Source organism: Streptomyces sp. NPDC045470 (assembly GCF_040646595.1).
GTDB lineage: Bacteria > Actinomycetota > Actinomycetes > Streptomycetales > Streptomycetaceae > Streptomyces.
The window spans coordinates 614,458-640,241 of sequence record NZ_JBEZAN010000004.1 but is presented as its reverse complement, the minus strand read 5'-3'; the positions used below and the strand labels follow the sequence as shown (position 1 = coordinate 640,241).

The following is a 25,784-nucleotide window of genomic DNA, read 5'->3' as shown; positions in this document are numbered from 1 at the left end:
GCCGACAGAGCCCCCGGCCGAGGCCGGGGGCTCTGTCGGCGGGCGGCCGTGCCGTTACGGCAGGTTGCGCGCCATCACGATCCGCTGCACCTGGTTCGTGCCCTCGTAGATCTGGGTGATCTTGGCGTCGCGCATCATGCGCTCCAGCGGGTAGTCGCGGGTGTAGCCGTAGCCGCCGAGGAGCTGGACGGCGTCGGTGGTGATCTCCATGGCGGCGTCGGAGGCGTAGCACTTGGCGGCGGCGCCGAAGAAGGTGAGGTCCTCGGGCTTGCCGCCGGCGGAGATGCGCTCGGACTTGGCGGCGGCGGCGTAGGTGAGCTGGCGGGCGGCCTCCAGCTTCATGGCCATGTCGGCGAGCATGAACTGCACGCCCTGGAAGTCGCCGATCGGCTTGCCGAACTGCTTGCGCTCCTGGACGTAGCCCTTGGCGTAGTCGAGGGCGCCCTGGGCGATGCCGAGGGCCTGGGCCGCGATGGTGATGCGGGTGTGGTCCAGGGTCTTCATGGCGGTGGCGAAGCCGGTGCCCTCCGCGCCGATCATGCGGTCGGCGGGGATGCGGACGTTGTCGAGGTAGACCTCGCGGGTCGGCGAGCCCTTGATGCCGAGCTTCTTCTCCGGGGCGCCGAAGGAGACGCCGGGGTCGGACTTCTCCACGACGAAGGCGGAGATGCCCTTGGAGCGCTTCTCGGGGTCGGTGACGGCCATGACCGTGTAGTACTCGGAGACGCCGGCGTTGGTGATCCAGCGCTTGACGCCGTCGAGGACGTAGTGGTCGCCGTCGCGTACGGCCCTGGTCTTCATGCCGGCCGCGTCGGAGCCCGCGTCCGGCTCGCTCAGGCAGTACGAGAACATCGCGTCGCCCTTGGCGAGCGGGCCCAGGTACTTCTTCTTCAGCTCCTCGGAGCCGGAGAGGATCACGGGGAGGGAGCCGAGCTTGTTGACCGCGGGGATCAGGGAGGAGGAGGCGCAGACGCGGGCGACCTCCTCGATGACGATGACGGTGGCCAGCGCGTCGGCACCGGCGCCGCCGTACGCCTCGGGGACGTGGACGGCGTGCAGGTCGTTGAGGGTCAGCGCGTCCCGGGCCTCCTGCGGGAAGCGGGCCTGTTCGTCCACCTCGGCGGCGAACGGGGCGATCTTCGCCTCGGCGAGCGAGCGCACCGAGTCGCGGAGCATGTCGTGCTCCTCGGACGTCCGGTACAGATCGAAATCGACGGTTCCCGCCAAGGTTTCTCACTCCCCTGAGAGCTGACTACAGTGCTAACTACCGTTAAGTAACCCGAATTCTAGGGGGCTGTACGGCACCGGGGATACGTGAGTTAGCCGACAGCACCCGTACGGTCCCGGCCACCGGGCCCGTCCCCCCGGACACCGGCCGGACTATGCTCAGGCAGCGCACTCCTCCCCGTATGCACCTGGAGCACCCATGGCCCTGAAGATCACCGTGATCGGCACCGGCTACCTCGGCGCGACGCACGCCGCGGCCATGGCGGAGCTGGGATTCGAGGTGATGGGGCTGGACATCGACCCGGCGAAGATTGCGATGCTGGAGCGGGGCGAGACCCCGATGTACGAGCCCGGCCTGGAGGAGTTGCTGCGGGCGCACGTCGCGGGCTTCGAGGGCGCCAGCGGCCGGCTGCGCTTCACCACCTCCTGGGAAGAGCTGGCGGACTTCGGCGACGTGCACTTCATGTGTGTGAACACGCCGCAGAAGCACGGCGAGTACGCCTGCGACATGTCGTACGTCGAGTCGGCCGTCGAGTCGCTGGCCCCGCTGCTGCGGCGCCCGGCGCTGGTGGTCGGCAAGTCGACGGTCCCGGTGGGCAGCGCGGCGCGGCTGGCGAAGCGGCTCGTGGAGCTGGCGCCGGCCGGTGAGGACGTGGAGCTGGCCTGGAACCCGGAGTTCCTGCGCGAGGGCTTCGCCGTGCAGGACACCCTGCACCCGGACCGGATCGTGATCGGTGTCGACGGCGGGCGGGCCGAGGAGCTGCTGCGGGAGGTGTACGCGAAGCCGGTGGCCGAGGGATCGCCGTTCGTCGTGGCCGACTTCCCCACCGCCGAGCTGGTCAAGACGTCCGCCAACTCCTTCCTGGCCACGAAGATCTCGTTCATCAACGCCATGGCGGAGGTGTGCGAGGCGGCCGGCGGTGACGTGGTGAAGCTGGCGGAGGCGATCGGCCACGACGAGCGGATCGGCAAGAAGTTCCTGCGGGCCGGCATCGGCTTCGGCGGCGGCTGTCTGCCCAAGGACATCCGGGCGTTCATGGCACGCGCGGGTGAGCTGGGCGCCGACCAGGCGCTGACGTTCCTGCGCGAGGTCGACTCGATCAACATGCGGCGCCGCGGCCACATGGTCGAGCTGACCCGGGAGGCGGTCGGCGGCTCCTTCCTCGGTACCCGGGTCGCCGTCCTGGGCGCCACGTTCAAGCCGGACTCGGACGACGTACGGGACTCGCCCGCGCTGAACGTCGCCGGGCAGATCCACCTCCAGGGCGGCCAGGTGACGGTCTACGACCCCAAGGGCATGGAGAACGCGCGGCGCGTGTTCCCGACGCTGGGGTACGCGGACTCGGCGCTGGAGGCGGTGCGCGGCGCCGACGTGGTGCTGCACCTGACCGAGTGGCGGGAGTTCCGGGAGCTGGACCCGGCCGCGCTGGCCGAGGTGGTGGCCGCGCCGCGCATCCTGGACGGGCGCAACGCGCTCGACCCGGAGCTGTGGCGCAAGGCGGGCTGGACGTACCGGGCGCTGGGGCGTCCGCAGGCGTGACGTAGGCGTGGGGGAAAGGGGCCGGACTCCGTGGAAGTCCGGCCCCTTTCCCCTGCGTGTCCTCAGCCGTCGAGGCCGTCGAGCTGGTCGATCGTCGCGATGGACGGTCCCCGCTCGGTGCGCAGCGTGCGCGCGACGTCCTCCGCGCCACGCAGCGTGCGGACGGCGTTCTGCCAGGTCAGCTTGGCCAGGTCGGCCGTGGACCACTTCCGGTCCAGGAGTTCGGCGACCAGGTTCGGGTAGCCGGACACGTCGGCGAGGTCGGCGGGGGTGAAGGCGGTGCCGTCGAAGTCGCCGCCGATGCCGATGTGGTCGACCCCGGCGACCTCGCGCATGTGGTCGAGGTGGTCGGCGACGGTGGCGGCGGTGGCGAGCGGGCGCGGGTTGCCGGCCTCGAAGGCACGGTGCACGGCCATGGCCTCGGCGGTGGTGTCCAGGTGGTGGAAGCCGTGCGCGCGCATGTTCTCGTCCGCCCGCAGCGTCCAGTCGACGGCCTCGGGCAGGATGAACTTCGGTACGAAGGTGACCATCGCGACACCGCCGTTGGCGGGCAGCCGCTCCAGCACGTCGTCCGGGATGTTGCGCGGGTGGTCGCAGATCGCGCGGGCGGAGGAGTGCGAGAAGACGACCGGCGCGGCGCTGGTGTCCAGCGCGTGGCACATGGTGTCGGCGGAGACGTGCGAGAGGTCGACGAGCATGCCGAGGCGGTTCATCTCGCGGACGACCTCGCGGCCGAAGGCGGTCAGGCCGTGCGCGCGCGGCTCGTCGGTGGCCGAGTCCGCCCAGTCGATGTTGTCGTTGTGGGTGAGCGTCATGTAGCGCACGCCCAGTTCGTACAGCGCGCGCAGGGTGGCCAGCGAGTTGTCGATGGAGTGGCCGCCCTCGGCGCCCATCAGGGAGGCGATGCGGCCGTCGGCGCGGGCCGCTTCCATGTCGTCGGCGGTGTACGCCAGGCGCAGGTCGCCGGGGTGGCGGGCGGCGAGTTGCCGCACCACGTCGATCTGTTCGAGGGTGGCGCTGACCGCCCGGTCGCCGGCGTAGTCGGACTGTACGTACACCGACCAGAACTGCGCGCCGACGCCGCCGGCCCGCAGCCGGGGGATGTCGGTGTGCAGGTGCTCGGTCTGGTCGGCGGCGATGTCGCGCTGGTCCAGGTCGTAGCAGACCTGCTCGCGCAGGGCCCAGGGCAGGTCGTTGTGGCCGTCGACGACGGGGTGCTCGGCGAGCAGCGCGCGGGCCGCTTCCAGGGACGCGCTCACTTGCCGCTCCCGAAGCCGAAACCGGCCGGGGCGGCGACCTTGTTGCGCAGCCGCTTGCCCTTCTCGGTGGCCTGCTCGTTCAGGTGCTGCTGGAACTCGCGCATCCGGGCCAGCAGGTCGGGGTCGTGGGCGGCGAGCATCCGGGCGGCGAGCAGCCCGGCGTTGCGGGCGCCGCCGACCGAGACGGTGGCGACGGGCACGCCGGCCGGCATCTGCACGATGGACAGCAGCGAGTCCATGCCGTCCAGGTACTTCAGCGGTACGGGCACGCCGATGACCGGCAGCGGGGTGACCGAGGCGAGCATCCCGGGCAGGTGGGCCGCTCCCCCGGCGCCCGCGACGATCGCCTTCAGGCCGCGGCCGGCGGCCTCCTCGCCGTACGCGATCATCTCGTGCGGCATCCGGTGCGCGGAGACGACGTCGACCTCGTAGGGGATCTCGAACTCGTCCAGGGCCTTGGCGGCGGCCTCCATGACGGGCCAGTCGGAGTCGGAGCCCATGACGATGCCGACGGTGGGGGAAGTGCTCGCACTCATTCGGTGATGGTCCCTCGCAGGTAGCCGGCGGCATGCGCGGCGCGCTCTCGCACGTCGGCCAGGTCGTCGCCGTAGGTGTTGACGTGTCCGACCTTGCGGCCGGGCTTCACGTCCTTTCCGTACATATGGATCTTCAACTGCGGGTCCCGTGCCATGCAATGGAGGTACGCGGAATACATGTCCGGATAGTCGCCGCCGAGGACGTTGGCCATCACGGTCCACTTCGCGCGCGGGCGGGGGTCGCCGAGCGGCAGGTCGAGGACGGCCCGCAGGTGGTTGGCGAACTGCGAGGTGATCGCGCCGTCCTGGGTCCAGTGACCTGAGTTGTGCGGGCGCATGGCCAGCTCGTTGACGAGGATGCGGCCGTCGGCGGTCTCGAACAGCTCGACCGCGAGGTGGCCGACCACACCGAGTTCGTGCGCGATGCGCAGCGCCAGCTCCTGGGCCTGGCCGGACAGCGCGTCGGAGAGGCCGGGGGCGGGCGCGATCACCGTGTCGCAGACGCCGTCGACCTGGACGGACTCGACGACCGGGTACGCGACGGCCTGGCCGTGCGGCGAGCGGACCACGTTGGCGGCCAGTTCCCGGACGAAGGGGACCTTCTCCTCGGCCAGAACCGGCACTCCGGCGCGGAACGGCTCGGCGGCCTCCTTGGAGGATCGTACGACCCAGACACCCTTGCCGTCGTAGCCGCCGCGTACCGTCTTGAGGACCACCGGGAAGCCGCCGTCCCGCCCGCCACCCGGCCACCGCCCCTCATCAAGGCGCTGCGCGCCGCCCCCGCTGATCTCTGCGGCGAAGACCGCCACGTCCGCCGGGTCGGCGACGATGCGGTGCCGGGGGCAGGGCGCCCCGATCGCGTCGAGCTTCGCTCGCATCACCCCCTTGTCCTGGGCGTGCACGAGCGCGTCGGGGCCGGGCCGGACGGGGATGCCGTCGGCCTCCAGAGCCCTCAAGTGCTCGGTGGGGACATGCTCGTGATCGAAAGTGATCACATCACAGCCACGGGCGAAGGCGCGCAGCGTCTCCAGGTCGCGGTGGTCGCCGAGGACGACCTCGCTGACCACCTGGGCCGCCGACTCCTGCGGAGTGTCGCTGAGGAGCTTGAACTTGATGCCGAGGGGGATGCCCGCCTCGTGGGTCATACGGGCGAGCTGACCGCCGCCGACCATGCCGACTACCGGGAACGTCACGCCCCCAGGGTATCCGCCCGCCCACGGAGCCCCGTCGCCACCTTGGAGGAACGTACGAACACAAGTACGCCACTCTCACCGTTCCGGCCCCCGGGGATCGGCGCGGGCGGTAGGCTCGCCGCCCGCGCCGAGGGGAAGGAACGCATGAGCGAGGGCCGGACACCCGGGCGTACCAGGACCGTGGGCATCGTCGTCGCGGTGGCGGCACTGGCCGCCGCGGTCTACGCGGTGGTCACCCAGCTGACCGGCCCCGTCGTCTTCGACGAGGACGACCGGGAGATCACGGTCTCCTCCGGCACCCACTTCTCGATCCGCCTCAAGGACAACCCCGCCACCGGCTTCCGGTGGGTCCTCGCCACACCGGAGCCGGATCCGGCCGTACTGCGGAGGACCGGCGGGCACTACGACGCCGACGAGCCGGTCCGCCCGGGATCGGGCGGTCTGCGCTACGTCGATTTCATGGCGCGGGGCGCCGGACGTACCGAGGTGACTCTCAGATACTGCTTCCGCTGCGGCACCCCGCAGGCCGACGAGCAGGACGAGAACAGCCGGACCCGGCGGTTCCGCGTGACCGTGGACTGACATATCCCGTCCGCCCCTGCCGTCACGGGTGGCAGGCAGCACACAGGTCCCCTGGTTAGCATGAGCGTGCGGTTGCACGGGGGCGACCGTGCAGGAACGCCCACGACCGCCCACCACAGGAGCTGAACGATCACGATGAGTGAACGGAGCGCACTGCGGGCCCGACTGGACGCGCTGGCCCGCGAACTCATGAAGTTCGGCGCCGTCGGGGGTGCGGGGGTCCTCGTCAACTTCGTCGTCTTCAACCTGGTACGCCACCTGACCGAGCTGCCCGTCGTCCGGGCCAGTGTCGTGGCGACCGTCGTGGCCACCGGCACGAACTACCTCGGCTACCGCTACTTCACCTACCGGGACCGCGACAAGAACGGGCGGACCAAGGAGCTGACGCTCTTCCTGCTGTTCAGCGTCGTCGGCCTGGTCATCGAGAACGGCGTCCTGTACGTGGCGACGTACGGGTTCGGGTGGGACACCTCGCTGCAGAGCAACGTCTTCAAGTTCCTCGGCATCGGCCTGGCCACGCTGTTCCGCTTCTGGTCCTACCGCACCTGGGTGTTCCGCGCGCTGCCCGCGCGCGAGGCCGTGGAGACCGCGGAGTCCTTCCTGGCCGAGGGCGCGCAGCCGCAGCGGGCGGCGAGCGCGGCCGCCGCCGAGCGGGCGCGCGACTAGGACCGGTCTCGCGGCTGAAGACGGCCGCGCGACCGACGGCCACACGCCCGGGGCGGCCGGCGCCCCGCGGGCCCGCCCGGGCTCACTCCGGCGACGGCTCGGCCTCCCGGGCGAGGAAGAGCGCGAACACCGGCGGGTACTGCTGGAGGAGCTCCAGCCGCCCGCCGTCCGCCTCCGCCAGGTCCCGGGCCACGGCCAGCCCCAGCCCCGTCGAATTCCGGCCGCTGACCGTCCGCTCGAAGACCCGCGAGCCGAGGTCCGGCGGTACGCCCCGGCCGGCGTCCGTGACCTCGACGACCGCCTGGTTGCCGGTGACCCGGGTGCGCAGCGCCACCGTCCCGTCCCCGTGCATCAGCGAGTTCTCGATCAGGGTGGCGAGGACCTGGGCCACCGCCCCGGGGGTACCGACCGCCCGCAGCCCCTTCTTCCCGGAGCGGACGATGGCCCGGCCCGCGCTGCGGTAGGCCGGGCGCCACTCCTCGACCTGCTGCTTGACGACCTCGTCGAGGTCGAAGGCGACGGCGGAGCCGGAGCGCGGGTCGCGGGAGTTGGTCAGCAGCCGCTGGACGACGTCGGTGAGCCGCTCGACCTGACCCAGCGCGATGCTGGCCTCCTCCTTCACCGTGTCCGGGTCGTCGGTGAGGGTGATCTCCTCCAGCCGCATGGACAGCGCGGTCAGCGGCGTCCGCAACTGGTGGGAGGCGTCGGCGGCGAGCCGGCGTTCGGCGGTGAGCATCCGCGCGATGCGCTCGGCGCTGGCGTCCAGCACGTCCGCGACCCGGTCCAGCTCCTGGACCCCGTACCGGCGGTGGCGCGGCCGCGGGTCGCCGGAGCCGAGGCGCTCGGCGGTCTCCGCGAGGTCGGTCAGCGGCGCGGTCAGCCGGCGGGCCTGCTGGACGGCGAGCACCACCGCGGCCAGGATCGCCAGGATCGCGACGGCCAGGATGACCAGCAGCGTCCGGCCGATCTCGGCGCTCACCGCGGAACGCGGTTCCTCGACGGTGACGGTCTCACCGCGGTCACCGTGCTGGGTCGAGGCGATGACGTCGCCGGCCGGCCGGGAGCCGATCTCGATGCGGGCCCGGCCCGGCACCTTGATCTCGGCGTACCGCTTGGCGGTGATCTGTTCCGAGAGGATCTCGGGCGTCAGTTTCTCGCCGCTGCCCAGCCGGCTCTCCACGATGCCGACGAGCCGTACGGCTTCGGCGGCGACGCTGTCCTGTGCCCCCGACTGGATGGTGCGGGTCTCGACGATGACGAGCGAGACGCCGAAGACGGCGATCACCACGAGCACCACGGCGAGGGTGGAATTGATCAGACGGCGGCGCACGGTGTCCTCCGGGCGGGATGCGTTGGTTCTTCTGCTTCTTCCCGCCCGGCGGCGGGCCTCAGCTCTTTTCGAAGCGGAAGCCGACACCCCGCACGGTGGCGATGTAGCGCGGGTTGGCCGCGTCGTCGCCCAGCTTCTTGCGGAGCCAGGAGATGTGCATGTCCAGCGTCTTCGTGGACGACCACCACGTGGTGTCCCAGACCTCGCGCATCAACTGGTCACGGGTGACGACCCGGCCGGCGTCCCGCACCAGCACCCGCAGCAGGTCGAACTCCTTGGCGGTGAGCTGGAGTTCGTCGTCCCCCATCCAGGCGCGGTGCGACTCGACGTCGATCCGCACGCCGTGCGTCGCGGGCGGCTGCTGCGGCTCGACGGACGAACCGCGGCGCAGCAGGGCGCGGACGCGGGCGAGCAGTTCGGCTAGCCGGAAGGGCTTGGTGACGTAGTCGTCGGCACCGGCGTCCAGGCCGACGACGGTGTCGACCTCGTCGGCGCGGGCGGTGAGCACGAGGATGGGGAAGGAGTGGCCTTCGTTGCGCAGCCGGCGGGCCACCTCCAGGCCGTCCATGCCGGGCAGACCCAGGTCGAGGACGACCAGGTCGATGCTGCCCTGCAGACCGGCGTCGAGCGCCGTGGGGCCGTCCTCGCGCACCTCGACTTCGTAACCCTCGCGGCGCAGGGCGCGGGCGAGCGGCTCCGAGATGGACGCGTCATCCTCGGCGAGCAGTACACGGGTCATGGGCCGATGGTAGTCCCCGGTCTCCCCTCCACGGGCGGGACCCGGTACGCCCGCAGGCGGCCGGAGAACGTCCCGCGGACGGCGCGCCGGCGACGTGCCCGCGGCCGGCGGGTGATCAAGGGACGGGGCGCGCTCCGCGGCCGCCGACCTCCGTACGGTTCCCGGTTGATCATGTGACCGTTGTCTCAGTGGTCCCATCGGTGCGGCTGCTGGACGTATGGTGTCCCAACGTCCGTAGCACAGCCTCGGGACCCATGACGCTCAAGAGCCGTCATCGGTCCCTGTTGTGTGCGGGGCTGGAACCACCAGTCTTGATACACAGTGAATGACCTGTCGACCGGGTCCACCGCGCACACAGCACGGGGGCGTGGATCCCGGTGTCGCGAGTCCTGCCGATTCCTCTTCCAGAGTGGCGTCGGCCCCCGAGGACGTGGGGGCGGGCAACGTGACGCCGGTGCCGGTCAGCCGACCCGGGCGCGCTGCGGTCTCCTCACGCGTCCCGAGCACACCTAGGAAGCACCATGGCGTCCAGCCTGACGAAGGACGCCGGCGCGCAGGGGAACCCTGCCAGCGACGGCAAAACCTTCTTCGGCCACCCCCGCGGACTGGCCACTCTCTTCATGACCGAGATGTGGGAGCGGTTCAGCTTCTACGGCATGAGGGCACTCCTCGTCCTCTACCTCATCTCGGGCGGCGCCGACGCCAAGGTGGGCGAGCAGGGCGGTGGCCTGGCCATGACCGCCGCGACCGCCTCGGCGATCTACGCGGTCTACATGGCGATGGTCTACCTGCTCGCCATGCCCGGCGGCTGGTTCGGCGACCGGGTCTGGGGCCCGCGCAAGACCGTGATCATCGGCGCGGGCGTGGTGATCGTCGGTCACCTGACGCTGGCCCTGCCCGGCCAGGGCACGTTCTTCGCCGGTCTGGCCATGGTGGCGCTGGGCTCGGGTCTGCTCAAGGCCAACATCTCCACGATGGTCGGCCAGCTCTACGACGGCCCGCAGGACCCGCGCCGCGACTCCGGCTTCACGATCTTCTACATCGGCATCAACCTCGGTGGCGTCTCCGCCCCGCTGGTGGTCGGCACCATCGGCCAGAGCATCAACTGGCACGTGGGCTTCGCGACCGCCGGTCTCGGTATGGCGCTGGGTCTGGTCGGCTTCCTGTTCGGCACCCGCAACCTGAACCCGCGCAGCAACGAGGTGCCGACCCCGCTCACCCGTGAAGAGCGCATGGGCTGGCTGCGCAAGGGCCTGATCTGGACCGTCATCGCGGCCGTCTTCTACGGCATCGTCGTGGCCACCGGGACCTTCACGCTGAACTGGGCGCTGATCCCGATCAGCCTGCTCGGCATGATCATCCCGATCTCGGTCCTGGTGCGCATCAAGCGCGACAAGGAACTGACGCAGACCGAGCAGACCAAGGTCAGCGGTTACATCTGGTTCTTCGTCGCGGCCGCGATCTTCTTCATGATCTTCGACCAGGCCGGTTCGACGCTGAACGTCTTCGCCGACAAGAACACCACGGACACCGTCTTCGGCCTGCACTTCCCGTCGACCTGGTTCCAGTCGGTCAACTCGGCCTGGGTCCTGGCGCTCGCGCCGCTCTTCGCCGCGGCGTGGACGGCCCTGGCCCGGCGCTCGAAGGAGCCCAGCACGGTCGTGAAGTTCGCGATGTCGATGCTGCTGGTCGGCGCCTCGTACTTCGTGTTCATCGTCCCGATGCAGATGTCGTCCGGCGGCGACAAGGTCAGCCCGATGTGGCTGATCACCGTCTACATGATCCAGACCATGGGCGAGCTGTGCCTCTCCCCGGTCGGCCTGTCGGTGACCACCAAGATGGCCCCGCAGAAGTACGCCAGCCAGATGATGGGCGTGTGGTTCCTCGCCGTCACCACCGGTGACTGCGTGGTCAGCCTGATCTCCCTGGCCGGTGCCGACCTCAGCGGTGTGGGGGTGGTGGCGTCCGAAGCGGCCCTGGCCGTCCTGGCCGGTGTGGCGATCTGGATGTCCCGCAAGAAGATCGAGGCGTCCATGGGCGACGTCCACTGACGCTGACGTAGCGCGTCCCCGATACGCGGAGGGGCTCGGTGCCATGGGGCACCGGGCCCCTCCTGCGGTGTGCGGGGCGCGGGTGCCGGACCCGGCGGTTCCGTGCCGGGCCCGGCGGTCGCGTACGGGGCTCCGTCGTACGGGACCAGTGGTACGGGCCCGGTCGTACGGGACCCCGTCGTACGGCGCTCAGCGGCGCCGCGGTGTCCGGCCGGGTGCGAAGGTGAAGACCGCGCCGCCCAGCAGGATCACCGTGCCCGCGACCAGGGCGAGGGCGCGCAGACCTCCGTGGTCGCTCGCTCCGGTCTCCGCCAGGCCGCCCGAGGTGCCGCCCGCGCTCGCCGGGCCCACCGAGCCGCCGGACGCCGAACCGCCGCCGGAGCCGCCGGACGACGAGCCGCCGGACGCGCCGCCGCTGGTGCCGCCCTGCTGGGCCGTCGTGTCCAGGGCGAGGGAGACACCCGGGTCCTTCTCCGGGGTGCAGGTCGTGGTCGTCCCCAGGGCGTTGACGGTCAGCACACCCGGCGTCAGGGTCGTCTTCCCGGTGGCGCCCGGCGTGTAGGTGCCCTTCAGGTCGGGAATGGCGATCGGCTGCCCGGACTTGATCGGTTCCTTGTTCGCCGGGCCCTCGGCCGTGACCGTGCCCTTGTCGGCGCCGCCGACCCGTACCTGCATGGACGGCTTGACCGCGCCGGCCGGGATGTCCGCCGGGCTGTCCATCACCGACTTCGCGAACTTCACGGTCAGGTCGTAGGCGCCGCCCTTCTTGGTGGCGTTGATCTGCACCGGGGAGGTCGCCTTCTTGTCGCCGATGGGCGTCTTGCAGGCGTACGGGACCTGGACCTGCTTGCCCTCGTAGGAGGTGCCGTCGGGGTCGCCACCGCCGCCGGAGGAGCCGGAGGAGCCGCCCGTACCGCCCGTCGAGCCCCCGGTGTCCGACCCGCCCGCGGCACCGCCGCCGGTACTGCCCGTGCTCGTGCCGCCGCTCGCCGTGGAACCGCCGGCGGTGCCGCCCGTACCGCTGCCGCCGGTGTCACCGCCTCCCGTACCGCCCCCGGTGGTGCCGCCCGAGCTGCCGCCGTCCGTCACCTTGATCGTGGCGGCGGGCTTCACGTCCTCCTTCGGGGTGCACTTCGTGTCGGTGGAGATCGGCTTGTTGACGTTGATGTTGTAGAAGCCGGGCGCCAGGGTGACCTCGCCAGGCTTCTCCAGCTTCAGGGTGCCCTTCATGTCGGAGAGCTTCATCGGGCTGTTCTTGGGAATCGGCGGGTTCTGCCGCGGCCCCTGGACGCTCAGCTCGCCGCTCTGCGCGCCGCCCACCTTGATCTTTCCGCTGGGCTGCACGGTGTCCTTGTCCAGGTCGAGGATGTCGGGGTTCTTGGACGCGGCCTCGACCGTCCGCCACACCACCTCGACCTCGTCGCCGACCTTCGCCGTCGCCGGTGCGGTCACCTCCACCTTGGTGGTGCCCTGGATCGCGGGCAGCCCCGAGATCGGCGGCGGTACGCACTCGGTCCGGTACGCCGTCTCAGCGGCCCCGGCCGGTCCGGCGGTCGCCAGAACGCCCGCACCGGCGAGCATCAGGGCGAAGCCGCCCGCGCTCGCTCTTCTGCGTTGCCTCAGCACGTGGAACATCACGTGGAACCTTTCGATGTCGGCGGGTCGGTGGGTGGTGCTGTGGTGGCGGACGGTGCGGTGTCCGGGGTGAACCACGGCAAGGGGGCGGCGGCGTCGCCGTCCGCGGGGGCGGGCTCCGCCGTGCGGGGTGCGGGGGCACGGGCGCCACGATGGCGCCCGGCGGCCGCCGCACGCCGGGGGGTCCGCGCTACGGCCCTCCCCCACGGCCGGCTCTTCGTACGGGCGGCTCCGGGGCGCGGGCGGACGCGGTCGACGACGGCCATGCCGATACGGAAGACGGCGGCCGGCACGACGACGCACAGCAGAATCCAGAACAGCGTCACGCCCCAGGGCCGCCCGACGCCCCACGGCTGCTCGGCGAGCACCTTGCCGCCGTACTTCAGCGACACGAGGTAGTCACCGTGCGCCCCGGCGGGCAGTTCCACCGGCAGTTCGATCCGCTGCTTCCGCCCGGCGGGCACGGTCCCCTGCCACTGCCGCTCCTCCCACTGCGGGGCGAAGACGCCGTGCGAGGTACCGACCTCGAAGACCGGGTCCCGCGCCGGGGTGGAGCCGACGTTGCCCACGGTGACCACCAGCCGTCGCCGCGCCGGTGCGCCGAACCAGGTCAGCAGGCCGCTGGAGCCTTCCAGCCGCGGCGGCGCCAGGACACTCAGCCGCCCGCCCCGGTCCTCCCGCGGCAGCGGCGCGACCGGGTGCCCGGCGACCGTGAACGGGGCGTCGGCGGTGGCGGGCGCGCCGGTCACGGTGGCGGCGTGCACGACGCACGGGCAGGGCTTCGGCGGCTCGGCGACCGGGAGGGCCTTGCGGAAGGAGCCGTCCGGGCCGGTGGTCACGGCCCGGCCGTCGCCGTTGGCGCACGCGTTGGTGCCGCCGATCATGTTCTGTCCGCAGATCAGCAGGGTGAGCAGCGTCCCGGGGCGCCAGCCGCTGCCGGTCACGGTGAGGGTGCCGCCCTTGCCCGCTTCCTGGGCGGAGAGCTGGATGCGGGGGGCGGGGGCGGTCCGGGGGGCGAGGGCGGTCCGGGGGGCGGCTGAGGCCGCGGCCGGTACGGGCAGCAGGACGAGGCAGAGAAGGACGATGAAGGGGCTCATCCGGCCCCACATCCGGCCGCGCATCCGCCCCCGTATCCGGCCGCTCGTCCGGCCACTCATGCGTCCGCCCCCGCCCGGGAGGCCGTCCCAGAGGCCGCATACGGCTCCTGCGACGGCCCCTGTGGCGCTTCCGCCGCCGGAGGGCCCTGCCGAAGCTTCGCCGTCCGCCTCCGGCGCCGTACGCGCCACAGAGCCGCGCCCGCCAGCAGACCCGCCGGCGGCAGCGCGGCAGCTCCCCACGGCACGGCCGTGCAGGAGGTCTCAGCCGTCCCGCGCGCACCGCCTGCCGCCGTGGCCGTCAGCCGTACGTCCACCGAGTCCAGCACGGGCGGATCGGGCCACGGCTCGGTCAGCGGGGCCCGGCGGCCGGGCGGCAGCGTGACGGGTAGGGTGCGCGCCGCGCGGCGCAGGGCCGGTCCGAAGAGCCCGTCGGCGTCGACCGCGAGCCGTGGCGTGAGCGTGGTGTTGCCGCGGTTGACCAGTACGTACCGGATGACGGCGGCGCTTCCCCGGCGCTCCACCGCCACGTCCTCGACGCTCAGCGCGGCGAGCGCGGGCCCGGTCACCCGCAGGTGCACCGGGACCGTGGCCGTCCGGCCGCCCCCTTCGGCGACGAGCGCGGCCGGGTGGTCGCCCGGAGGCGCGTCCGCGGGGACGGTCACGGTGAAGGGCACGGCCGCCCGGGTACGCGGCGGCACCCGTACCTCCTTGCCCGCCGTGGAGATCCAGCCGCCGGACCCGGTCGGCCCGCCGCGCAGCCGGAGCGTCACCGCGCTGCCGCCGGGGTTGGTGAGCGCCAGCCGGTCCTTCAGGACCGCGCCCGGGGCGCCTTCCAGGTAGAAGTACGGGCGGTCCTGGGCGCTCGGCCGCGCCGCGCCTCCGGGGGCGGGGGCGGCGGTCCACCGCCCGCCGCCCGGGCCCGGGACGGACGGGCCGGAGGCGGACGGGCCGGAGGCGGACGGACCGGAGGCGGACGGACCGGGGACGGACGGGCCGGGGGCGGGCGCGGCGTACGCACCGGCCGGGCTCAGCAGCGCGACGGCGGTCGCGAGCGCTGCGCCCGGGACCACCGAGCGGGTACGGGACGGCATCGGCGGCTCCTGGGCTGGTGCAGGTGCTGTGCTCGTACGCGTGCGGGGTGGGGCTCTCGGGCCGAGGTGCCGGCCTCAGGCGCGCTTCTGGTTGCGCCGGGTGAGCCAGAGGACGCCTGCCGCGCCGGCGAGGAGCACCGTGCCGCCGAGCGTGCCGAGGGCGACGGCGGAGTCGGCCGGGCCGGTCTGCGGCAGTTCGCCGCCGCCGGAGGTGCCCGCCGATCCCCCGGTGCCGCTCCCGGAACCGCCCGTGGTCCCGCCGGTGGTCCCTGCGGTGTCGCTGCCGCCCGTACTGCCGGAACCGCCCGTTCCGCCGGAACTCCCCGCTCCGCCCGCGCTCTTGACGTCCAGCGTGAGCGACGGCTTCGGGTTGTTGACGGGCGTACAGGTGGTGGTCGTCCCGAGGGCCTTGATGGTGAGCGTGGCGGCGGTGAAGGTGACCTTGCCGCTCTTCTGGGGCGTGTAGGTCCCGCTCAGGTCACTGATCTTGATGGGCGTGTTGGCGGGGATCGCCTTGTCGTTGGGCGGCCCGGACACGGGTACGGTGCCGCTCTCCGCGCCGCCCAGCTCGATGAGCGCGCTCGGCTTCATGGCGCCCGCGCCCAGTTCGACGGGACTGGAGGAGACGCCCTTCTGGAAGGACATCACGAGCTTGTACGCGCTGCCGCTCCGCGTGCTCCTGATGTCGATGGGCGAGACCGCGCCCTTGTTCCCGATCGGCGTCTTGCACTGGTAGTTGACGTCCACGACGTCGGCCTGCGCGGCCGGCGCGGTGAGCAGGACCGCGGACCCCGCCGTCAGCGCCACGGCCGCGGCCAGGCCGGCCGCGCGGCGGCGGGGGCGCGCGGCGTGCTGTTCGTAGAAGCGGGCCACCTTGAGTTCCCCTTCTCGCGGTTGAGCGCCGCCCGATGTTACTGACGGCACATCAGATCGGTGGCTCAAGGTACGCCGGGGACCTTGTCGAGGGAAGTCACAGAACAGGCCGGATCCGTACGGCGCGGGACGCCAGGGGAAGGCGGGGAGAGCGGAAAACGGGGCGGGAGGGGCGCAGGGGGCACGGAGTGCGTACGAGGCACAGGGCGCGTACGCGTCACAGACCGCGCGGCCGCGGAAGCGCGCCGCCACGGCCACGTCGTACCGTTCACGTCGCACCGGCCACGTCACTCCGGCCGCGTGGCCCGGTCGCGGCGCCCACCGCCGTACACCGCGCCCCTCTGCCGGCCCGGGGCGCGAAGGAGGGCCCCGCCCAGGGGCCCTAAGAGGGAGCCGCCAGCTCCGCCCACACGGTCTTGCCCGTGCCGTCGGGGTTGCGTACGACTCCCCAGTCCAGACACAGCCGCTGCACGATGAACATGCCGTGTCCGCCGGGCCGCCCCGCCCGGTGGGGCGTGCGGGGCGCGGGAGAGCCCGCGCCGAGGTCGGTCACTTCGATGCGCAGCACCTTGGCGTTGCTGCGCAGCCGGAGTTCCTCGGGCCCCTCCGCGTGCAGACAGGCATTGGTCACCAGCTCGGAGACCACGAGCAGGACGTCCTCGGCGGCCGCCCGCTGGTCGGCGCCGACGGCCGGGAGCCAGCCCCAGTCGTGGAGGGCCTGCCGTGCGAAGTCACGGCCCCGCGCGACGGCTCCCTGCACACCCGCCAGGCGCAGCCTGCGGATCTGGCCGGCCGGCACGGCCGGGGAGGCGGAGGGAGCGCCGGCGTTGCCCGGCTCCGGGCCGAGGTCGCCCGGCGGGTACGGCCGGGTGGTGCTCATCAGCGCTTCACCTCACCGATTCGCCATTTCACGGATAGCGGTTACCTGACAGATTCAACAGATTCAGATGTCTCCTGCCCGACGGGACCGTGAGAACACCCACTTCTTGGGTACGGAAGTTGTGACGCGGGCAACCCGTACGGGAGGAACCCCCCGTAGTGCTCCGCCCACGCCGCCACCGTCAGTCGGCGAGAGCCTTGTCGAGGGAGTCGTGCACGGTGAACACCGCGTCCGCGCCAGTGATCTCGAAGACCCGCGCCACCACCGGTTGCATTCCGGCCAGATGCACTCCGCCTCCCCCGGCCTCCGCCTTCAGGCGGGCGCCGAGCAGCACGTTCAAGCCGGTGGAGTCCATGAACTCCAGTTGCGAGCAGTCGACGACCAGTCGCGCGAAGCCGTCCGCGACGCACCTCTCAAGTGATTCCCGCAACAGGTCCGCGGTGTGGTGATCCAGCTCACCCGCGACGGTCACGATCGCGCTGGCACCCTGATGCCGGATCGCGACACTGAGCCGTCCCCGACTGGCACTGCCGACCGTCCCGCGGTCCATGCGCGTGCACCCCTCTTGCTGTCTCGGCGTCCGATTGCTTACGACTGCGCTGACCGAACACTACGCCTTCGATCCACACGACTGGTAGCCGAACAATACGTAATACCCAGCAAACCTGGACAACACGCACTTGCCATCTTCCGGCAAACCCAGGTAGGCGTAGTAAGGACACATTCGAAACGGCCGGCTTTGGAGGCGCCGCACACCGCAGCTTCGCGTAGAGGCATCGGCAGCCATATGCCGAGAACGATGGAGGACAACATGTCACCCCGGCTCGACGAATTGCGCACCGAAGACACCACGGAGACCGCGTCGTCGACTCCCTTGTCAGAGACCACCCTCGCAGAGGCCGCTCTCACCGAGGCCGTCCTGTCCGAGGCCGCCCTGCCCGAACAGTCCCAGACGTCTCATTCCCCGCAGATCCCATCTGAATCGTCCGCACCGGACACGGCGGGAATCCCCGAGCTCGACGGACTGCCCGAGATCCCCCCGTACGCCGAGGTGGGGCCGGTGGACGCGCGGGCCCTGTCCAAGACCCTCTTCGAGCGCCTGGAGTCGCTGGAAGAAGGCACGCACGAATTCGCGTACGTCCGCAACACCCTGGTCGAACTCAACCTCGCGCTGGTGAAGTTCGCGGCCTCCCGGTTCCGTTCCCGCAGCGAGCCCATGGAGGACATCGTCCAGGTCGGCACCATCGGCCTGATCAAGGCGATCGACCGCTTCGAGCTCAGCCGCGGCGTGGAGTTCCCGACGTTCGCCATGCCGACCATCGTCGGCGAGATCAAGCGTTTCTTCCGTGACACCAGTTGGTCCGTGCGGGTGCCCCGGCGCCTGCAGGAGCTGCGTCTGGACCTGGCCAAGGCCGGCGACGAGCTGGCGCAGAAGCTGGACCGCTCCCCGACGGTGAGCGAGCTCGCCGAACGCCTCGGCATCACCAACGACGAGGTCGTCGAGGGCATGGCCGCGAGCAACGCCTACACGGCCAGCTCGCTGGACGCCCAGCCGGAGGAGGACGACAACGAGGGTGCGCTGGCCGACCGCATCGGCTACGAGGACCACGGCCTCGAAGGCATCGAGTACGTGGAGTCGCTCAAGCCGCTGATCGCCGAGCTGCCCCCGCGTGACCGCAAGATCCTCTCGCTCCGCTTCGTCGCCAACATGACGCAGTCGGAGATCGGCGAGGAGCTGAACATCTCCCAGATGCACGTGTCGCGGCTGCTGTCGCGCACGCTCGTCAAGCTCCGCAAGGGGCTGATGGTCGAGGAGTGAGTCCGGCGGACACTTCGCGGTCGCTGCCGGCCTGACGGGCCGGCCTCCGCCCGCGTGGAAGAGGGCCTGCCCCGGCTGTCCGGGACGGGCCCTCCTCTGCTGTACGGGTCTCTGCCGTATCGGCGCCGTACGGGTGCCTGACGCGTGTCTACCGCGTCGGCGCGGGCGCCTGGAGCGTGGTGATGATCTCCTCGCCCTCCAGGCCCGGGCCGTTCTCCTCCGTGAAGTCGACGGTGACCTTCACCTCGTCGCCCGCGGCGAAGTGCGCGCCGGCGGCCTGCGTCAGGCTCAGCTTCAGGGCGCGGCTGCGGTAGTCGCACGTGAGGGTACCGGTCGCGACGGTGCCGGTGGCGGACGCCGGACCGGCCTGTCCGTCCGTCTTGACCGCCTTGCCGGACAGCCCCCAGGTGTAGCCGGTGTCGCAGGAGTAGCCGAGGTGCACCGAGAGCTGCTGCCCGTCGAGCGTCACCTTGTCGATGGAGATGACGTTCGCCTTCGCCGCGGCGGCCGGTGCCGTGGCCAGGGCGGCGCCGCCGAGGACGGCGACGGTGGCCGCGGTGCCGGCGAGGCGGGCCTTGAGGCGGGTCGACTTCATGAGGTTCCTTTCCCCCCGCGCGGTCACCCTGGCCCTGCGCCGTGGTTGCCTCCTCCGGAGGTCCGCCCGGTGAAGTTTCCCCGGCTGTGCGGGTGACTGCGACAGTTGTTCGTGTCGGTCCCGGACCTTACGTGATCTTCGCTGTGCCCGGTACCGGTTACTGCCGCAGGGCGCGGTTCAGACGCGTACGCCCCGGTGCCAGACGTCGGAGACGAGAGGGACGCCCGGGCGGTAGGCGAGGTGGACGTGCGAGGGCGCGTCGAGGAGGGCGAGGTCGGCGCGGGCGCCGGGGGTCAGGCGGCCGACGTCGGTACGGCGCAGGGCCGCCGCGCCGCCGGCGGTGGCGGCCCAGACGGCCTCGTCGGGCGTCATCTTCATGTCCCGTACGGCCAGGGCGATGCAGAACGGCATCGAGCTGGTGAAGGACGAGCCGGGGTTGCAGTCGGTGGACAGGGCGACGGTGGCGCCCGCGTCGAGCAGGGGGCGCGCGTCGGGCCACTGGGCGCGGGTGGAGAACTCGGCGCCGGGCAGCAGCGTCGCGACGGTCGCGCTGTTGGCGAGCGCGTCGATGTCGGCGGCGTCCAGGTGGGTGCAGTGGTCGGCGGAGGCGGCGTCGAGTTCGACGGCGATCTGCACGCCGGGGCCGTGGTGCAGTTGGTTGGCGTGCACGCGCGGGAGCAGGCCCTTGGCCTTGCCCGCGGTCAGGATCGCGCGGGCCTGGTCGCCGTCGAAGGCGCCCTGTTCGCAGAAGACGTCGATCCAGCGGGCGTGCGGGGCGCAGGCGTCCAGCATCGGGCCGGTGACCAGGTCGACGTAGCCGGCGGGGTCGTCGGCGTAGTCGGGGGAGACGATGTGCGCGCCGAGGAAGGTGACCTCGTCGGTGTGGGCGGCGGCGATGCGCAGGGCGCGGGCCTCGTCCTCGACGTTCAGGCCGTAGCCGGACTTGGTCTCCAGGGTCGTGGTGCCCTGGCGGAGCGCCTCGGCGAGGTACTTGGCGACGTTGGCGTGCAGGTGCTCGTCGGTGGCGGCGCGGGTGGCGGCGACGGTGGTGCGGATGCCGCCGGCCGAGTAGGCGCGGCCGGACATCCGGGCGTTGAACTCGGCGGTGCGGTCGCCGCCGAAGACCAGATGGGAGTGGGAGTCGACGAAGCCCGGGATCGCGGCGCGGCCACCCGCGTCGTGGTGACTGTCAGTGGCGGGTGCTTTGCTTGTCGTACCGACCCAGGCGACGCGGTCGCCGTCGAAGACGACGGCCGCGTCCTGGATCAGACCGAGGGGGCCTTCACCGAGGGAGGGGTCGTTGGTGACGAGCGTGGCGATGTTGGTGACGGCGGTGGTGCGGCCGGTGGCGGCGCGCTCCGCGGCCGTGGTGCTGGGGTTCATCGTGGGGGTGCTCTCCTTCGGCCGCGGAGTCAGCCGTGTACGGCCGCGATGGCCTCGGCCAGTGCGGTGGGGACGTCGGGCACGAGCGTGTGGACTCCGTCGCGTACGACCTGGCGGCCGCCGACCACCGTGTGGCGCACGTCCGCCCCGGAGGCGGCGAATACGGCCGTCTCGGCGCCCAGCCGGGGCAGCGGCCCCGCGGTGCGTACGGAGTCCAGGGCGACCGTGGTGAGGTCGGCGAGCGCACCGCGTTCGATGGTGCCCGCCTCGTCCCAGCCCAGTGCCGCGTGGCCGTCGGCGGTCGCGGCGCGCAGCAGGGCGTTGGCGGTCCAGTGGCCGCGGGTGCGGGTGCGCAGCCGTTCGTCCAGCTCCATCGCGCGGGCCTCTTCGAAGAGGTCGATGACGGCGTGGCTGTCGCTGCCGAGCGACAGGGGACTGCCGGCGGCCTGGAGCTGGACGGCGGGACCGATGCCGTCGGCGAGGTCGCGTTCGGTGGTGGGGCACATGCACACGCCGGTGGTGGTGTCGCCCAGCAGCCGGACGTCCTCGTCGGTGAGGTGGGTGGCGTGCACGGCGGTGGTGCGGCGGCCCAGGACACCGTGCGCGGCGAGGAGTTCGGTGGGGGTGCGGCCGTGGGCCGCGCGGCAGGCGTCGTTCTCGGCGGTCTGCTCGGAGAGGTGGACGTGCAGCGGCGCGTCCCGGTGCCCGGCCCACTGCGCGACGGTGCTCAGCTGGTCGGCGGGCACGGCGCGTACGGAGTGCACGGCCGCCCCGATGCGGGCGTGCGGGCGGCCGTCCTTCAGGGCGGCGGCGCGCTCGGCCCAGGCGTCGGCCGTGCCGTCGGAGAAACGCAGTTGGTGGTGGTCGGGCGGGGCGCCGAAGCCGGACGAGAGATAGGCGGTGTCCAGCAGGGTGATGCGGATGCCCGCCTCGTCGGCGGCGGCGATCAGGGCTTCGCCCATCGCGTTGGGGTCGGCGTAGCGGGAGCCGCCCGGTCCGTGGTGGAGGTAGTGGAACTCGCCGACGCAGGTGATGCCCGCCAGCGCCATCTCCGCGTACACGCCCCGCGCGAGGGCGTAGTAGGAGTCGGGGGTGAGCCGGGAGGCGACCTGGTACATCACCTCGCGCCAGGTCCAGAAGGTGCCGGAGCCGACCTGGACGGTGGCGCGCAGGGCCCGGTGGAAGGCGTGCGAGTGGGCGTTGGCGAGGCCGGGCAGGGTCAGGCCGCGCAGCGGGACGGCGCCGGGCGGCGGTGCCGGGACCTCGGTCCGTACGGCGCTGATGCGGCCGTCGGCCGGGTCCACGTCCACGGCCACGCCCGGCTCGACGTGCGTGCCGAGCCAGGCGTGTTCCAGCCAGTACGTCTTCGGGGCGGCCGGTCCCGGCCGGTCGCCTCCGGGGCGCGGGGCCGTCTCGGATTCCTGCGGCGTCACCTGCACGCCAGGCCCTCCAGTACGTCGGCGAGTGCGGTCACCCCGGCGATGCAGTCGTCCTCGGCCGCGCGTTCGGCGGGTGAGTGCGAGACGCCGGTGGGGTTGCGTACGAACAGCATGGCGGTGGGCACGGTGGCGGACAGGATACCCGCGTCGTGTCCGGCGCCGGTGCCCAGCACGGGCACCTCGCGGGCGCCGCCCGGGCGGTGGTCCGCCGAGTGGGTGAGGATCTTGGCCAGCTCGTCCCGCAGGGCGTGCCCGAACTCGATGACGGGGGTGAAGGACTCGCGGGTGACCCGGACGTCGACGCCGTCGCGCGCGCCGCGCTCGGCGGCCTCCCGCTCGACGGCGGCGACGACGGTGTCCAGCGTCTCCTGGTCGGCGGCGCGGGAGTCCAGCCAGCCGCGGACCAGCGACGGGATGGCGTTGACGCCGTTCGGCTCGACGCTGATCTTGCCGAAGGTGGCCAGCGCACCGGCCAGCTCGGCGCTCTTGCGGGCGGCGAGCACGGTCGCGGCGTAGGTGAGCATCGGGTCGCGCCGGTCCGCCAGACGGGTGGTGCCCGCGTGGTTGGCCTCGCCGTGGAAGTCGAACCGCCAGCGGCCGTGCGGCCAGATGGCGGAGGCGATGCCCACGGGGTCGCCGGTCAGGTCGAGGGCGCGGCCCTGTTCGACGTGGAGTTCGACGAACGCGCCGATGCGGGAGAGGCGGTCGGGGTCCGGGCCGATGGCGTCCGGGTCGTGCCCGGCCCGCTCCATGGCCTGCGGCAGCGTCACCCCGTCGCCGTCCCGCAGTTGGTGGGCCGCCTCGACGGTGAGCTGTCCGGCGCTGAGCCGGGAGCCGACGCAGGCCAGGCCGAAGCGGGCGCCTTCCTCGTCGCCGAAGTTGACGATCGCCAGCGGCTTGGCGGGCTCGGCGCCCCGGCGGCGGAGTTCGTCGAGCGCGGCGAAGGAGGACACCACGCCGAGCGGGCCGTCGAAGGCGCCGCCGTCCGGGACGGAGTCGAGGTGGGAGCCGGTGACGACGGCTTCGCCGGGGGCCACGTCCGCGGCGGACGCGGCGCCCAGCCAGGCCCACTGGTTGCCGTTGCGGTCCTGTTCGCAGGCGAGTCCGCGGGCGCGGGCCTGGGCCTCGAACCAGGCCCGGCAGTCGGCGTCGGCGCCGGTCCAGGCGAAGCGGCGGTAGCCGCCGGTGCCGGAGTGGCGGCCGATGGGCGCGAGGTCGCGCCACATCTCGTGGAAGGACGGCGCGGCCGTACCGGCGCCGCCCGCCGGGCTCCCGGAGCGCCCGGAGGCGCCCCCCGGCGCCCCCGGCTCTCCGGCGGCGGCCACCGCGGCGCCGGACGCCCGGCCGCCGTCCGCCCGGCCCTCGTCCGCCGGACCGTCGTACGGCGGGGTCACTCGCCCTCCCGCATCGGGATGCGTACGCCGCGCTCGGCCGCGACCTCGTCGGCGCGGTCGTACCCGGCGTCGACGTGGCGGATGACGCCCATGCCCGGGTCGTTGGTCAGCACCCGGCGGATCTTCTCGCCGGCCAGCGGTGTGCCGTCGGCGACCGTGACCTGTCCGGCGTGGATCGAACGGCCCATGCCGACGCCGCCGCCGTGGTGCAGGGAGACCCAGGAGGCGCCGGAGGCGACGTTGACCATGGCGTTGAGCAGCGGCCAGTCGGCGATGGCGTCGGAGCCGTCGAGCATCGCCTCGGTCTCCCGGTACGGGGACGCCACCGAGCCGCAGTCCAGGTGGTCGCGGCCGATGGCCAGCGGCGCCCGGAGGGTGCCGTCGGCGACCATGTCGTTGAAGCGCTCGCCCGCCTTGTCGCGTTCGCCGTAGCCGAGCCAGCAGATCCGGGCCGGCAGGCCCTGGAAGTGCACCCGTTCGCCCGCCAGCTTGATCCACCGGGCGAGGGACTCGTTCTCCGGGAAGAGGTCCAGGATGGCCCGGTCGGTGGCGGCGATGTCCCTGGGGTCGCCGGACAGCGCGGCCCAGCGGAACGGCCCCTTGCCCTCGGCGAACAGCGGCCTGATGTAGGCGGGCACGAAGCCGGGGAAGGCGAAGGCGCGCTTGTACCCGGCGAGTTCGGCCTCGCCGCGGATGGAGTTGCCGTAGTCGAAGACCTCGGCGCCGGCGTCCATGAAGCCGACCATGGCCTCCACGTGACGGGCCATCGACTCGCGGGCCCGGCGGGTGAAGTCGGCGGGCTGCTCGGCCGCGTAGGTGGCCATGTCCGCGAAGTCCACGCCGACCGGGAGGTAGGCGAGGGGGTCGTGGGCGGAGGTCTGGTCGGTGACGATGTCGATCGGCGCGCCGTCGGCGAGCATCCGCGGCAGCAGTTCCGCCGCGTTGCCGAGCAGGCCGATGGAGAGCGGTTTGCGCTGGTCACGGGCTTCGACCGCGAGCTGGAGGGCGTGCTGGAGGCTGTCGGCCCGCACGTCCAGGTAGCGGTGTTCGATGCGCCGCTCGATGGCCCGCGGGTCGCAGTCGATACAGATCGCGACGCCGTCGTTCATCGTGACGGCGAGCGGCTGGGCGCCGCCCATGCCGCCGAGTCCGGCGGTGAGGGTGATCGTGCCGGCCAGCGAGCCGTCGAACTTCTTCGCGGCGACGGCGGCGAACGTCTCGTACGTGCCCTGGAGGATGCCCTGGGTGCCGATGTAGATCCACGAACCGGCGGTCATCTGCCCGTACATGGTCAGGCCCAGGGCCTCCAGGCGGCGGAACTCCTCCCAGTTGGCCCAGTCGCCCACCAGGTTGGAGTTGGCGATCAGGACCCGCGGCGCCCACTCGTGCGTCTGCATGACGCCGACCGGCCGCCCGGACTGGACGAGCATCGTCTCGTCCTGCTTGAGCGTGGTCAGGGTGCGCACCATCGCGTCGAAGGAGCGCCAGTCCCGGGCGGCCTTGCCGGTGCCGCCGTAGACGACGAGCTGGTCCGGGTGCTCGGCGACCTCCGGGTCGAGATTGTTCTGCAGCATGCGCAGCGCGGCTTCCTGCTGCCATCCCCGGGCGCTCAGTTCCGTACCGCGCGGTGCCCGCACGGGTCGCGGTCCTGACATGGGCCGTGCCTCCCTGACGTCGATGCGAATGGATCGAGCTATTCACATCTTGGAGTGCTGAATAGGCCTAGTCAACAGGTCGGGGCGGCCCGTCCGCCGCCCCGGCCCGCGGGCCGCTCCCTCAGCGCACCGTCTGGTCGCCGTCCGGCACGTCCGTCACCGTGACCTTCGCGCGCGGCTGTCCCAGGCCGTCCGCCACCGCCGCCGCCAGGCCGTCGGGGTCGGGCTCGGCCGGGAACGGCACGCTCTCGCCCTCCCCGTAGCTCTCGATCGCCTTGGTGAAGTAGCCGGGGAGCCAGGCACCGACCGCGCCCCTGACCTCCACCGCGGTCACGTCCCGGCCGCCCACCCGGTCCCGCAGGGCGCCGAGGACGCGGTCGGAGCGGTACTCCCCCGGTACCTGGAACAGGCTGGCGTGCGCGCCCACCAGGCCGCCGTCCGCGAGGCGGACCGTCACGGTCAGACAACTGGTCACACTCGGGTAGAGCAGCGTGCCGCCGGGAGCGGCCTCCCCGACCTGGCCCTCGGTGATCCGTACGGCGGAGGCCGGGGCGGGAGCCGGGGCCGGGGCGGGAGCCTGGGCCGTGTGCGCAGCCGAAGCCGGCGCCTCGCCCGTACCCGCGTCAGAAGCCGTCGCCGTTCCGGTCTGCAACGCCAGTGCCACGGCCGCGGCGGCCAGCGCGCCGGCTCCTCGCCGCGCGTACTGCCGGCCCGATATCCCCTTGGTGAACATGTACTCCGCTTTCTCTCCGCTCGTGCGCGACGGCCGCGCACGACTGTTCACCTTCGCAGCCGCACAC

The 25,784-nt window shown here is 72.4% G+C and carries 23 protein-coding genes; 5 read left to right on the top strand and 18 right to left on the bottom strand.

Translation table 11 applies throughout. The annotated features are described in order from the left end of the window. Positions 1-54 precede the first annotated feature (54 nt). A complete protein-coding gene (locus tag AB0A97_RS17215; RefSeq protein WP_361150038.1) occupies positions 55-1,227 on the bottom strand; it encodes an acyl-CoA dehydrogenase family protein in 1,173 nt (390 codons plus the stop codon). 199 nt (positions 1,228-1,426) lie between these two features. Here AB0A97_RS17215 and AB0A97_RS17210 point away from each other — a divergent pair, with 199 nt between their 5' ends. Continuing rightward, on the top strand, positions 1,427-2,767 hold the full coding sequence (locus tag AB0A97_RS17210; protein WP_361150035.1) for a UDP-glucose/GDP-mannose dehydrogenase family protein: 1,341 nt from the start codon (positions 1,427-1,429) through the stop codon (positions 2,765-2,767). Positions 2,768-2,829: 62 nt separating this feature from the next. Here AB0A97_RS17210 and AB0A97_RS17205 read toward each other — a convergent pair whose 3' ends face one another. The 3 genes from AB0A97_RS17205 to AB0A97_RS17195 are packed head-to-tail and all read right to left on the bottom strand — an operon-like array spanning position 2,830 to position 5,755. Beyond that, the gene (locus AB0A97_RS17205; protein ID WP_361150033.1) at positions 2,830-4,026 is read right to left on the bottom strand and encodes a dipeptidase; all 1,197 of its coding nucleotides are present in this window, start codon (positions 4,024-4,026) and stop codon (positions 2,830-2,832) included. Continuing rightward, on the bottom strand, positions 4,023-4,562 hold the full coding sequence (gene purE / locus AB0A97_RS17200) for a 5-(carboxyamino)imidazole ribonucleotide mutase (protein WP_361150030.1): 540 nt from the start codon (positions 4,560-4,562) through the stop codon (positions 4,023-4,025). Before purE ends, AB0A97_RS17205 begins: the two co-directional genes overlap by 4 nt. Beyond that, entirely contained in the window at positions 4,559-5,755 is a 1,197-nt protein-coding gene (locus AB0A97_RS17195) for a 5-(carboxyamino)imidazole ribonucleotide synthase (protein WP_361150027.1), read from the bottom strand. Before AB0A97_RS17195 ends, purE begins: the two co-directional genes overlap by 4 nt. Before the next feature lie 144 nt (positions 5,756-5,899). Here AB0A97_RS17195 and AB0A97_RS17190 point away from each other — a divergent pair, with 144 nt between their 5' ends. Together AB0A97_RS17190 and AB0A97_RS17185 are read left to right on the top strand one after the other, a co-directional pair. Then, on the top strand, positions 5,900-6,337 hold the full coding sequence (locus AB0A97_RS17190) for a protease inhibitor I42 family protein (RefSeq protein WP_361150024.1): 438 nt from the start codon (positions 5,900-5,902) through the stop codon (positions 6,335-6,337). A gap of 135 nt (positions 6,338-6,472) precedes the next feature. Continuing rightward, positions 6,473-7,003, top strand: coding sequence for a GtrA family protein (locus tag AB0A97_RS17185; protein WP_361150022.1), 531 nt, complete (start codon positions 6,473-6,475; stop codon positions 7,001-7,003). 82 nt (positions 7,004-7,085) lie between these two features. Here the strand turns inward: AB0A97_RS17185 and AB0A97_RS17180 are convergent, their stop codons facing one another. Further along, on the bottom strand, positions 7,086-8,333 hold the full coding sequence (locus AB0A97_RS17180) for an ATP-binding protein (protein WP_361150020.1): 1,248 nt from the start codon (positions 8,331-8,333) through the stop codon (positions 7,086-7,088). A 58-nt stretch (positions 8,334-8,391) separates the two neighbouring features. After that, the gene (locus AB0A97_RS17175; protein WP_030021664.1) at positions 8,392-9,072 is read right to left on the bottom strand and encodes a response regulator transcription factor; all 681 of its coding nucleotides are present in this window, start codon (positions 9,070-9,072) and stop codon (positions 8,392-8,394) included. A gap of 521 nt (positions 9,073-9,593) precedes the next feature. On the opposite strand from AB0A97_RS17175, the gene AB0A97_RS17170 reads away from it, so the two are divergent. Beyond that, the gene (locus tag AB0A97_RS17170; protein ID WP_361150017.1) at positions 9,594-11,123 is read left to right on the top strand and encodes an oligopeptide:H+ symporter; all 1,530 of its coding nucleotides are present in this window, start codon (positions 9,594-9,596) and stop codon (positions 11,121-11,123) included. 189 nt (positions 11,124-11,312) lie between these two features. On the opposite strand, the gene AB0A97_RS17165 is transcribed toward AB0A97_RS17170, so the two are convergent. From AB0A97_RS17165 to AB0A97_RS17140, 6 genes are all read right to left on the bottom strand, one after another. Continuing rightward, positions 11,313-12,758, bottom strand: coding sequence for a hypothetical protein (locus AB0A97_RS17165; RefSeq protein ID WP_361150014.1), 1,446 nt, complete (start codon positions 12,756-12,758; stop codon positions 11,313-11,315). Continuing rightward, entirely contained in the window at positions 12,758-13,855 is a 1,098-nt protein-coding gene (locus AB0A97_RS17160) for a hypothetical protein (protein ID WP_361150229.1), read from the bottom strand. Before AB0A97_RS17160 ends, AB0A97_RS17165 begins: the two co-directional genes overlap by 1 nt. Positions 13,856-13,911: 56 nt before the next feature. Continuing rightward, on the bottom strand, positions 13,912-14,946 hold the full coding sequence (locus tag AB0A97_RS17155) for a hypothetical protein (RefSeq protein WP_361150012.1): 1,035 nt from the start codon (positions 14,944-14,946) through the stop codon (positions 13,912-13,914). Between the two features lie 75 nt (positions 14,947-15,021). Then, positions 15,022-15,819: an LPXTG cell wall anchor domain-containing protein gene (locus tag AB0A97_RS17150; protein WP_361150010.1), complete on the bottom strand. Its 798-nt coding sequence runs from the start codon at positions 15,817-15,819 to the stop codon at positions 15,022-15,024. A 382-nt stretch (positions 15,820-16,201) separates the two neighbouring features. Further along, positions 16,202-16,699 (bottom strand): ATP-binding protein, encoded by a 498-nt coding sequence (locus tag AB0A97_RS17145; protein WP_361150008.1) that lies wholly within the window; start codon positions 16,697-16,699, stop codon positions 16,202-16,204. A gap of 181 nt (positions 16,700-16,880) precedes the next feature. Next, positions 16,881-17,249 carry an STAS domain-containing protein gene (locus tag AB0A97_RS17140; protein WP_361150006.1) on the bottom strand — a complete coding sequence of 123 codons (369 nt, stop codon included), beginning with the start codon at positions 17,247-17,249 and terminating at the stop codon, positions 16,881-16,883. A 261-nt stretch (positions 17,250-17,510) separates the two neighbouring features. Here AB0A97_RS17140 and AB0A97_RS17135 point away from each other — a divergent pair, with 261 nt between their 5' ends. After that, complete coding sequence (locus AB0A97_RS17135) at positions 17,511-18,518, top strand: RNA polymerase sigma factor SigF (protein WP_361150226.1); 1,008 nt, start codon at positions 17,511-17,513, stop codon at positions 18,516-18,518. A gap of 148 nt (positions 18,519-18,666) precedes the next feature. Here AB0A97_RS17135 and AB0A97_RS17130 read toward each other — a convergent pair whose 3' ends face one another. From AB0A97_RS17130 to AB0A97_RS17105, 6 genes are all read right to left on the bottom strand, one after another. Continuing rightward, a complete protein-coding gene (locus tag AB0A97_RS17130; protein WP_361150004.1) occupies positions 18,667-19,113 on the bottom strand; it encodes a hypothetical protein in 447 nt (148 codons plus the stop codon). Between the two features lie 177 nt (positions 19,114-19,290). After that, positions 19,291-20,496 (bottom strand): imidazolonepropionase, encoded by a 1,206-nt coding sequence (hutI, locus tag AB0A97_RS17125; protein WP_361150003.1) that lies wholly within the window; start codon positions 20,494-20,496, stop codon positions 19,291-19,293. Positions 20,497-20,525: 29 nt separating this feature from the next. Then, complete coding sequence (locus tag AB0A97_RS17120) at positions 20,526-21,851, bottom strand: formimidoylglutamate deiminase (RefSeq protein ID WP_361150223.1); 1,326 nt, start codon at positions 21,849-21,851, stop codon at positions 20,526-20,528. Positions 21,852-21,925: 74 nt separating this feature from the next. Next, positions 21,926-23,161: an allantoate amidohydrolase gene (locus AB0A97_RS17115; RefSeq protein WP_361150221.1), complete on the bottom strand. Its 1,236-nt coding sequence runs from the start codon at positions 23,159-23,161 to the stop codon at positions 21,926-21,928. A 164-nt stretch (positions 23,162-23,325) separates the two neighbouring features. After that, on the bottom strand, positions 23,326-24,984 hold the full coding sequence (hutU, locus tag AB0A97_RS17110; RefSeq protein ID WP_361150000.1) for a urocanate hydratase: 1,659 nt from the start codon (positions 24,982-24,984) through the stop codon (positions 23,326-23,328). A 121-nt stretch (positions 24,985-25,105) separates the two neighbouring features. Next, positions 25,106-25,717, bottom strand: a complete 612-nt coding sequence (locus AB0A97_RS17105) for a hypothetical protein (protein ID WP_361149997.1) — start codon at positions 25,715-25,717, stop codon at positions 25,106-25,108. Positions 25,718-25,784 lie beyond the last annotated feature (67 nt).

Bases quoted from the DNA above. Each gene is read 5' to 3' on its own strand.
- AB0A97_RS17210 (WP_361150035.1), top strand. From the start codon at position 1,427: ATGGCCCTGAAGATCACCGTGATCGGCACCGGCTACCTCGGCGCGACG.
- purE (WP_361150030.1), bottom strand. From the start codon at position 4,562: ATGAGTGCGAGCACTTCCCCCACCGTCGGCATCGTCATGGGCTCCGAC.
- AB0A97_RS17190 (WP_361150024.1), top strand. From the start codon at position 5,900: ATGAGCGAGGGCCGGACACCCGGGCGTACCAGGACCGTGGGCATCGTC.
- AB0A97_RS17185 (WP_361150022.1), top strand. From the start codon at position 6,473: ATGAGTGAACGGAGCGCACTGCGGGCCCGACTGGACGCGCTGGCCCGC.
- AB0A97_RS17175 (WP_030021664.1), bottom strand. From the start codon at position 9,072: ATGACCCGTGTACTGCTCGCCGAGGATGACGCGTCCATCTCGGAGCCG.
- AB0A97_RS17170 (WP_361150017.1), top strand. From the start codon at position 9,594: ATGGCGTCCAGCCTGACGAAGGACGCCGGCGCGCAGGGGAACCCTGCC.
- AB0A97_RS17165 (WP_361150014.1), bottom strand. From the start codon at position 12,758: ATGTTCCACGTGCTGAGGCAACGCAGAAGAGCGAGCGCGGGCGGCTTC.
- AB0A97_RS17160 (WP_361150229.1), bottom strand. From the start codon at position 13,855: ATGAGCCCCTTCATCGTCCTTCTCTGCCTCGTCCTGCTGCCCGTACCG.
- AB0A97_RS17155 (WP_361150012.1), bottom strand. From the start codon at position 14,946: ATGCCGTCCCGTACCCGCTCGGTGGTCCCGGGCGCAGCGCTCGCGACC.
- AB0A97_RS17145 (WP_361150008.1), bottom strand. From the start codon at position 16,699: ATGAGCACCACCCGGCCGTACCCGCCGGGCGACCTCGGCCCGGAGCCG.
- AB0A97_RS17140 (WP_361150006.1), bottom strand. From the start codon at position 17,249: ATGGACCGCGGGACGGTCGGCAGTGCCAGTCGGGGACGGCTCAGTGTC.
- AB0A97_RS17135 (WP_361150226.1), top strand. From the start codon at position 17,511: ATGTCACCCCGGCTCGACGAATTGCGCACCGAAGACACCACGGAGACC.
- AB0A97_RS17130 (WP_361150004.1), bottom strand. From the start codon at position 19,113: ATGAAGTCGACCCGCCTCAAGGCCCGCCTCGCCGGCACCGCGGCCACC.
- hutI (WP_361150003.1), bottom strand. From the start codon at position 20,496: ATGAACCCCAGCACCACGGCCGCGGAGCGCGCCGCCACCGGCCGCACC.
- AB0A97_RS17115 (WP_361150221.1), bottom strand. From the start codon at position 23,161: ATGTGGCGCGACCTCGCGCCCATCGGCCGCCACTCCGGCACCGGCGGC.
- hutU (WP_361150000.1), bottom strand. From the start codon at position 24,984: ATGTCAGGACCGCGACCCGTGCGGGCACCGCGCGGTACGGAACTGAGC.
- AB0A97_RS17105 (WP_361149997.1), bottom strand. From the start codon at position 25,717: ATGTTCACCAAGGGGATATCGGGCCGGCAGTACGCGCGGCGAGGAGCC.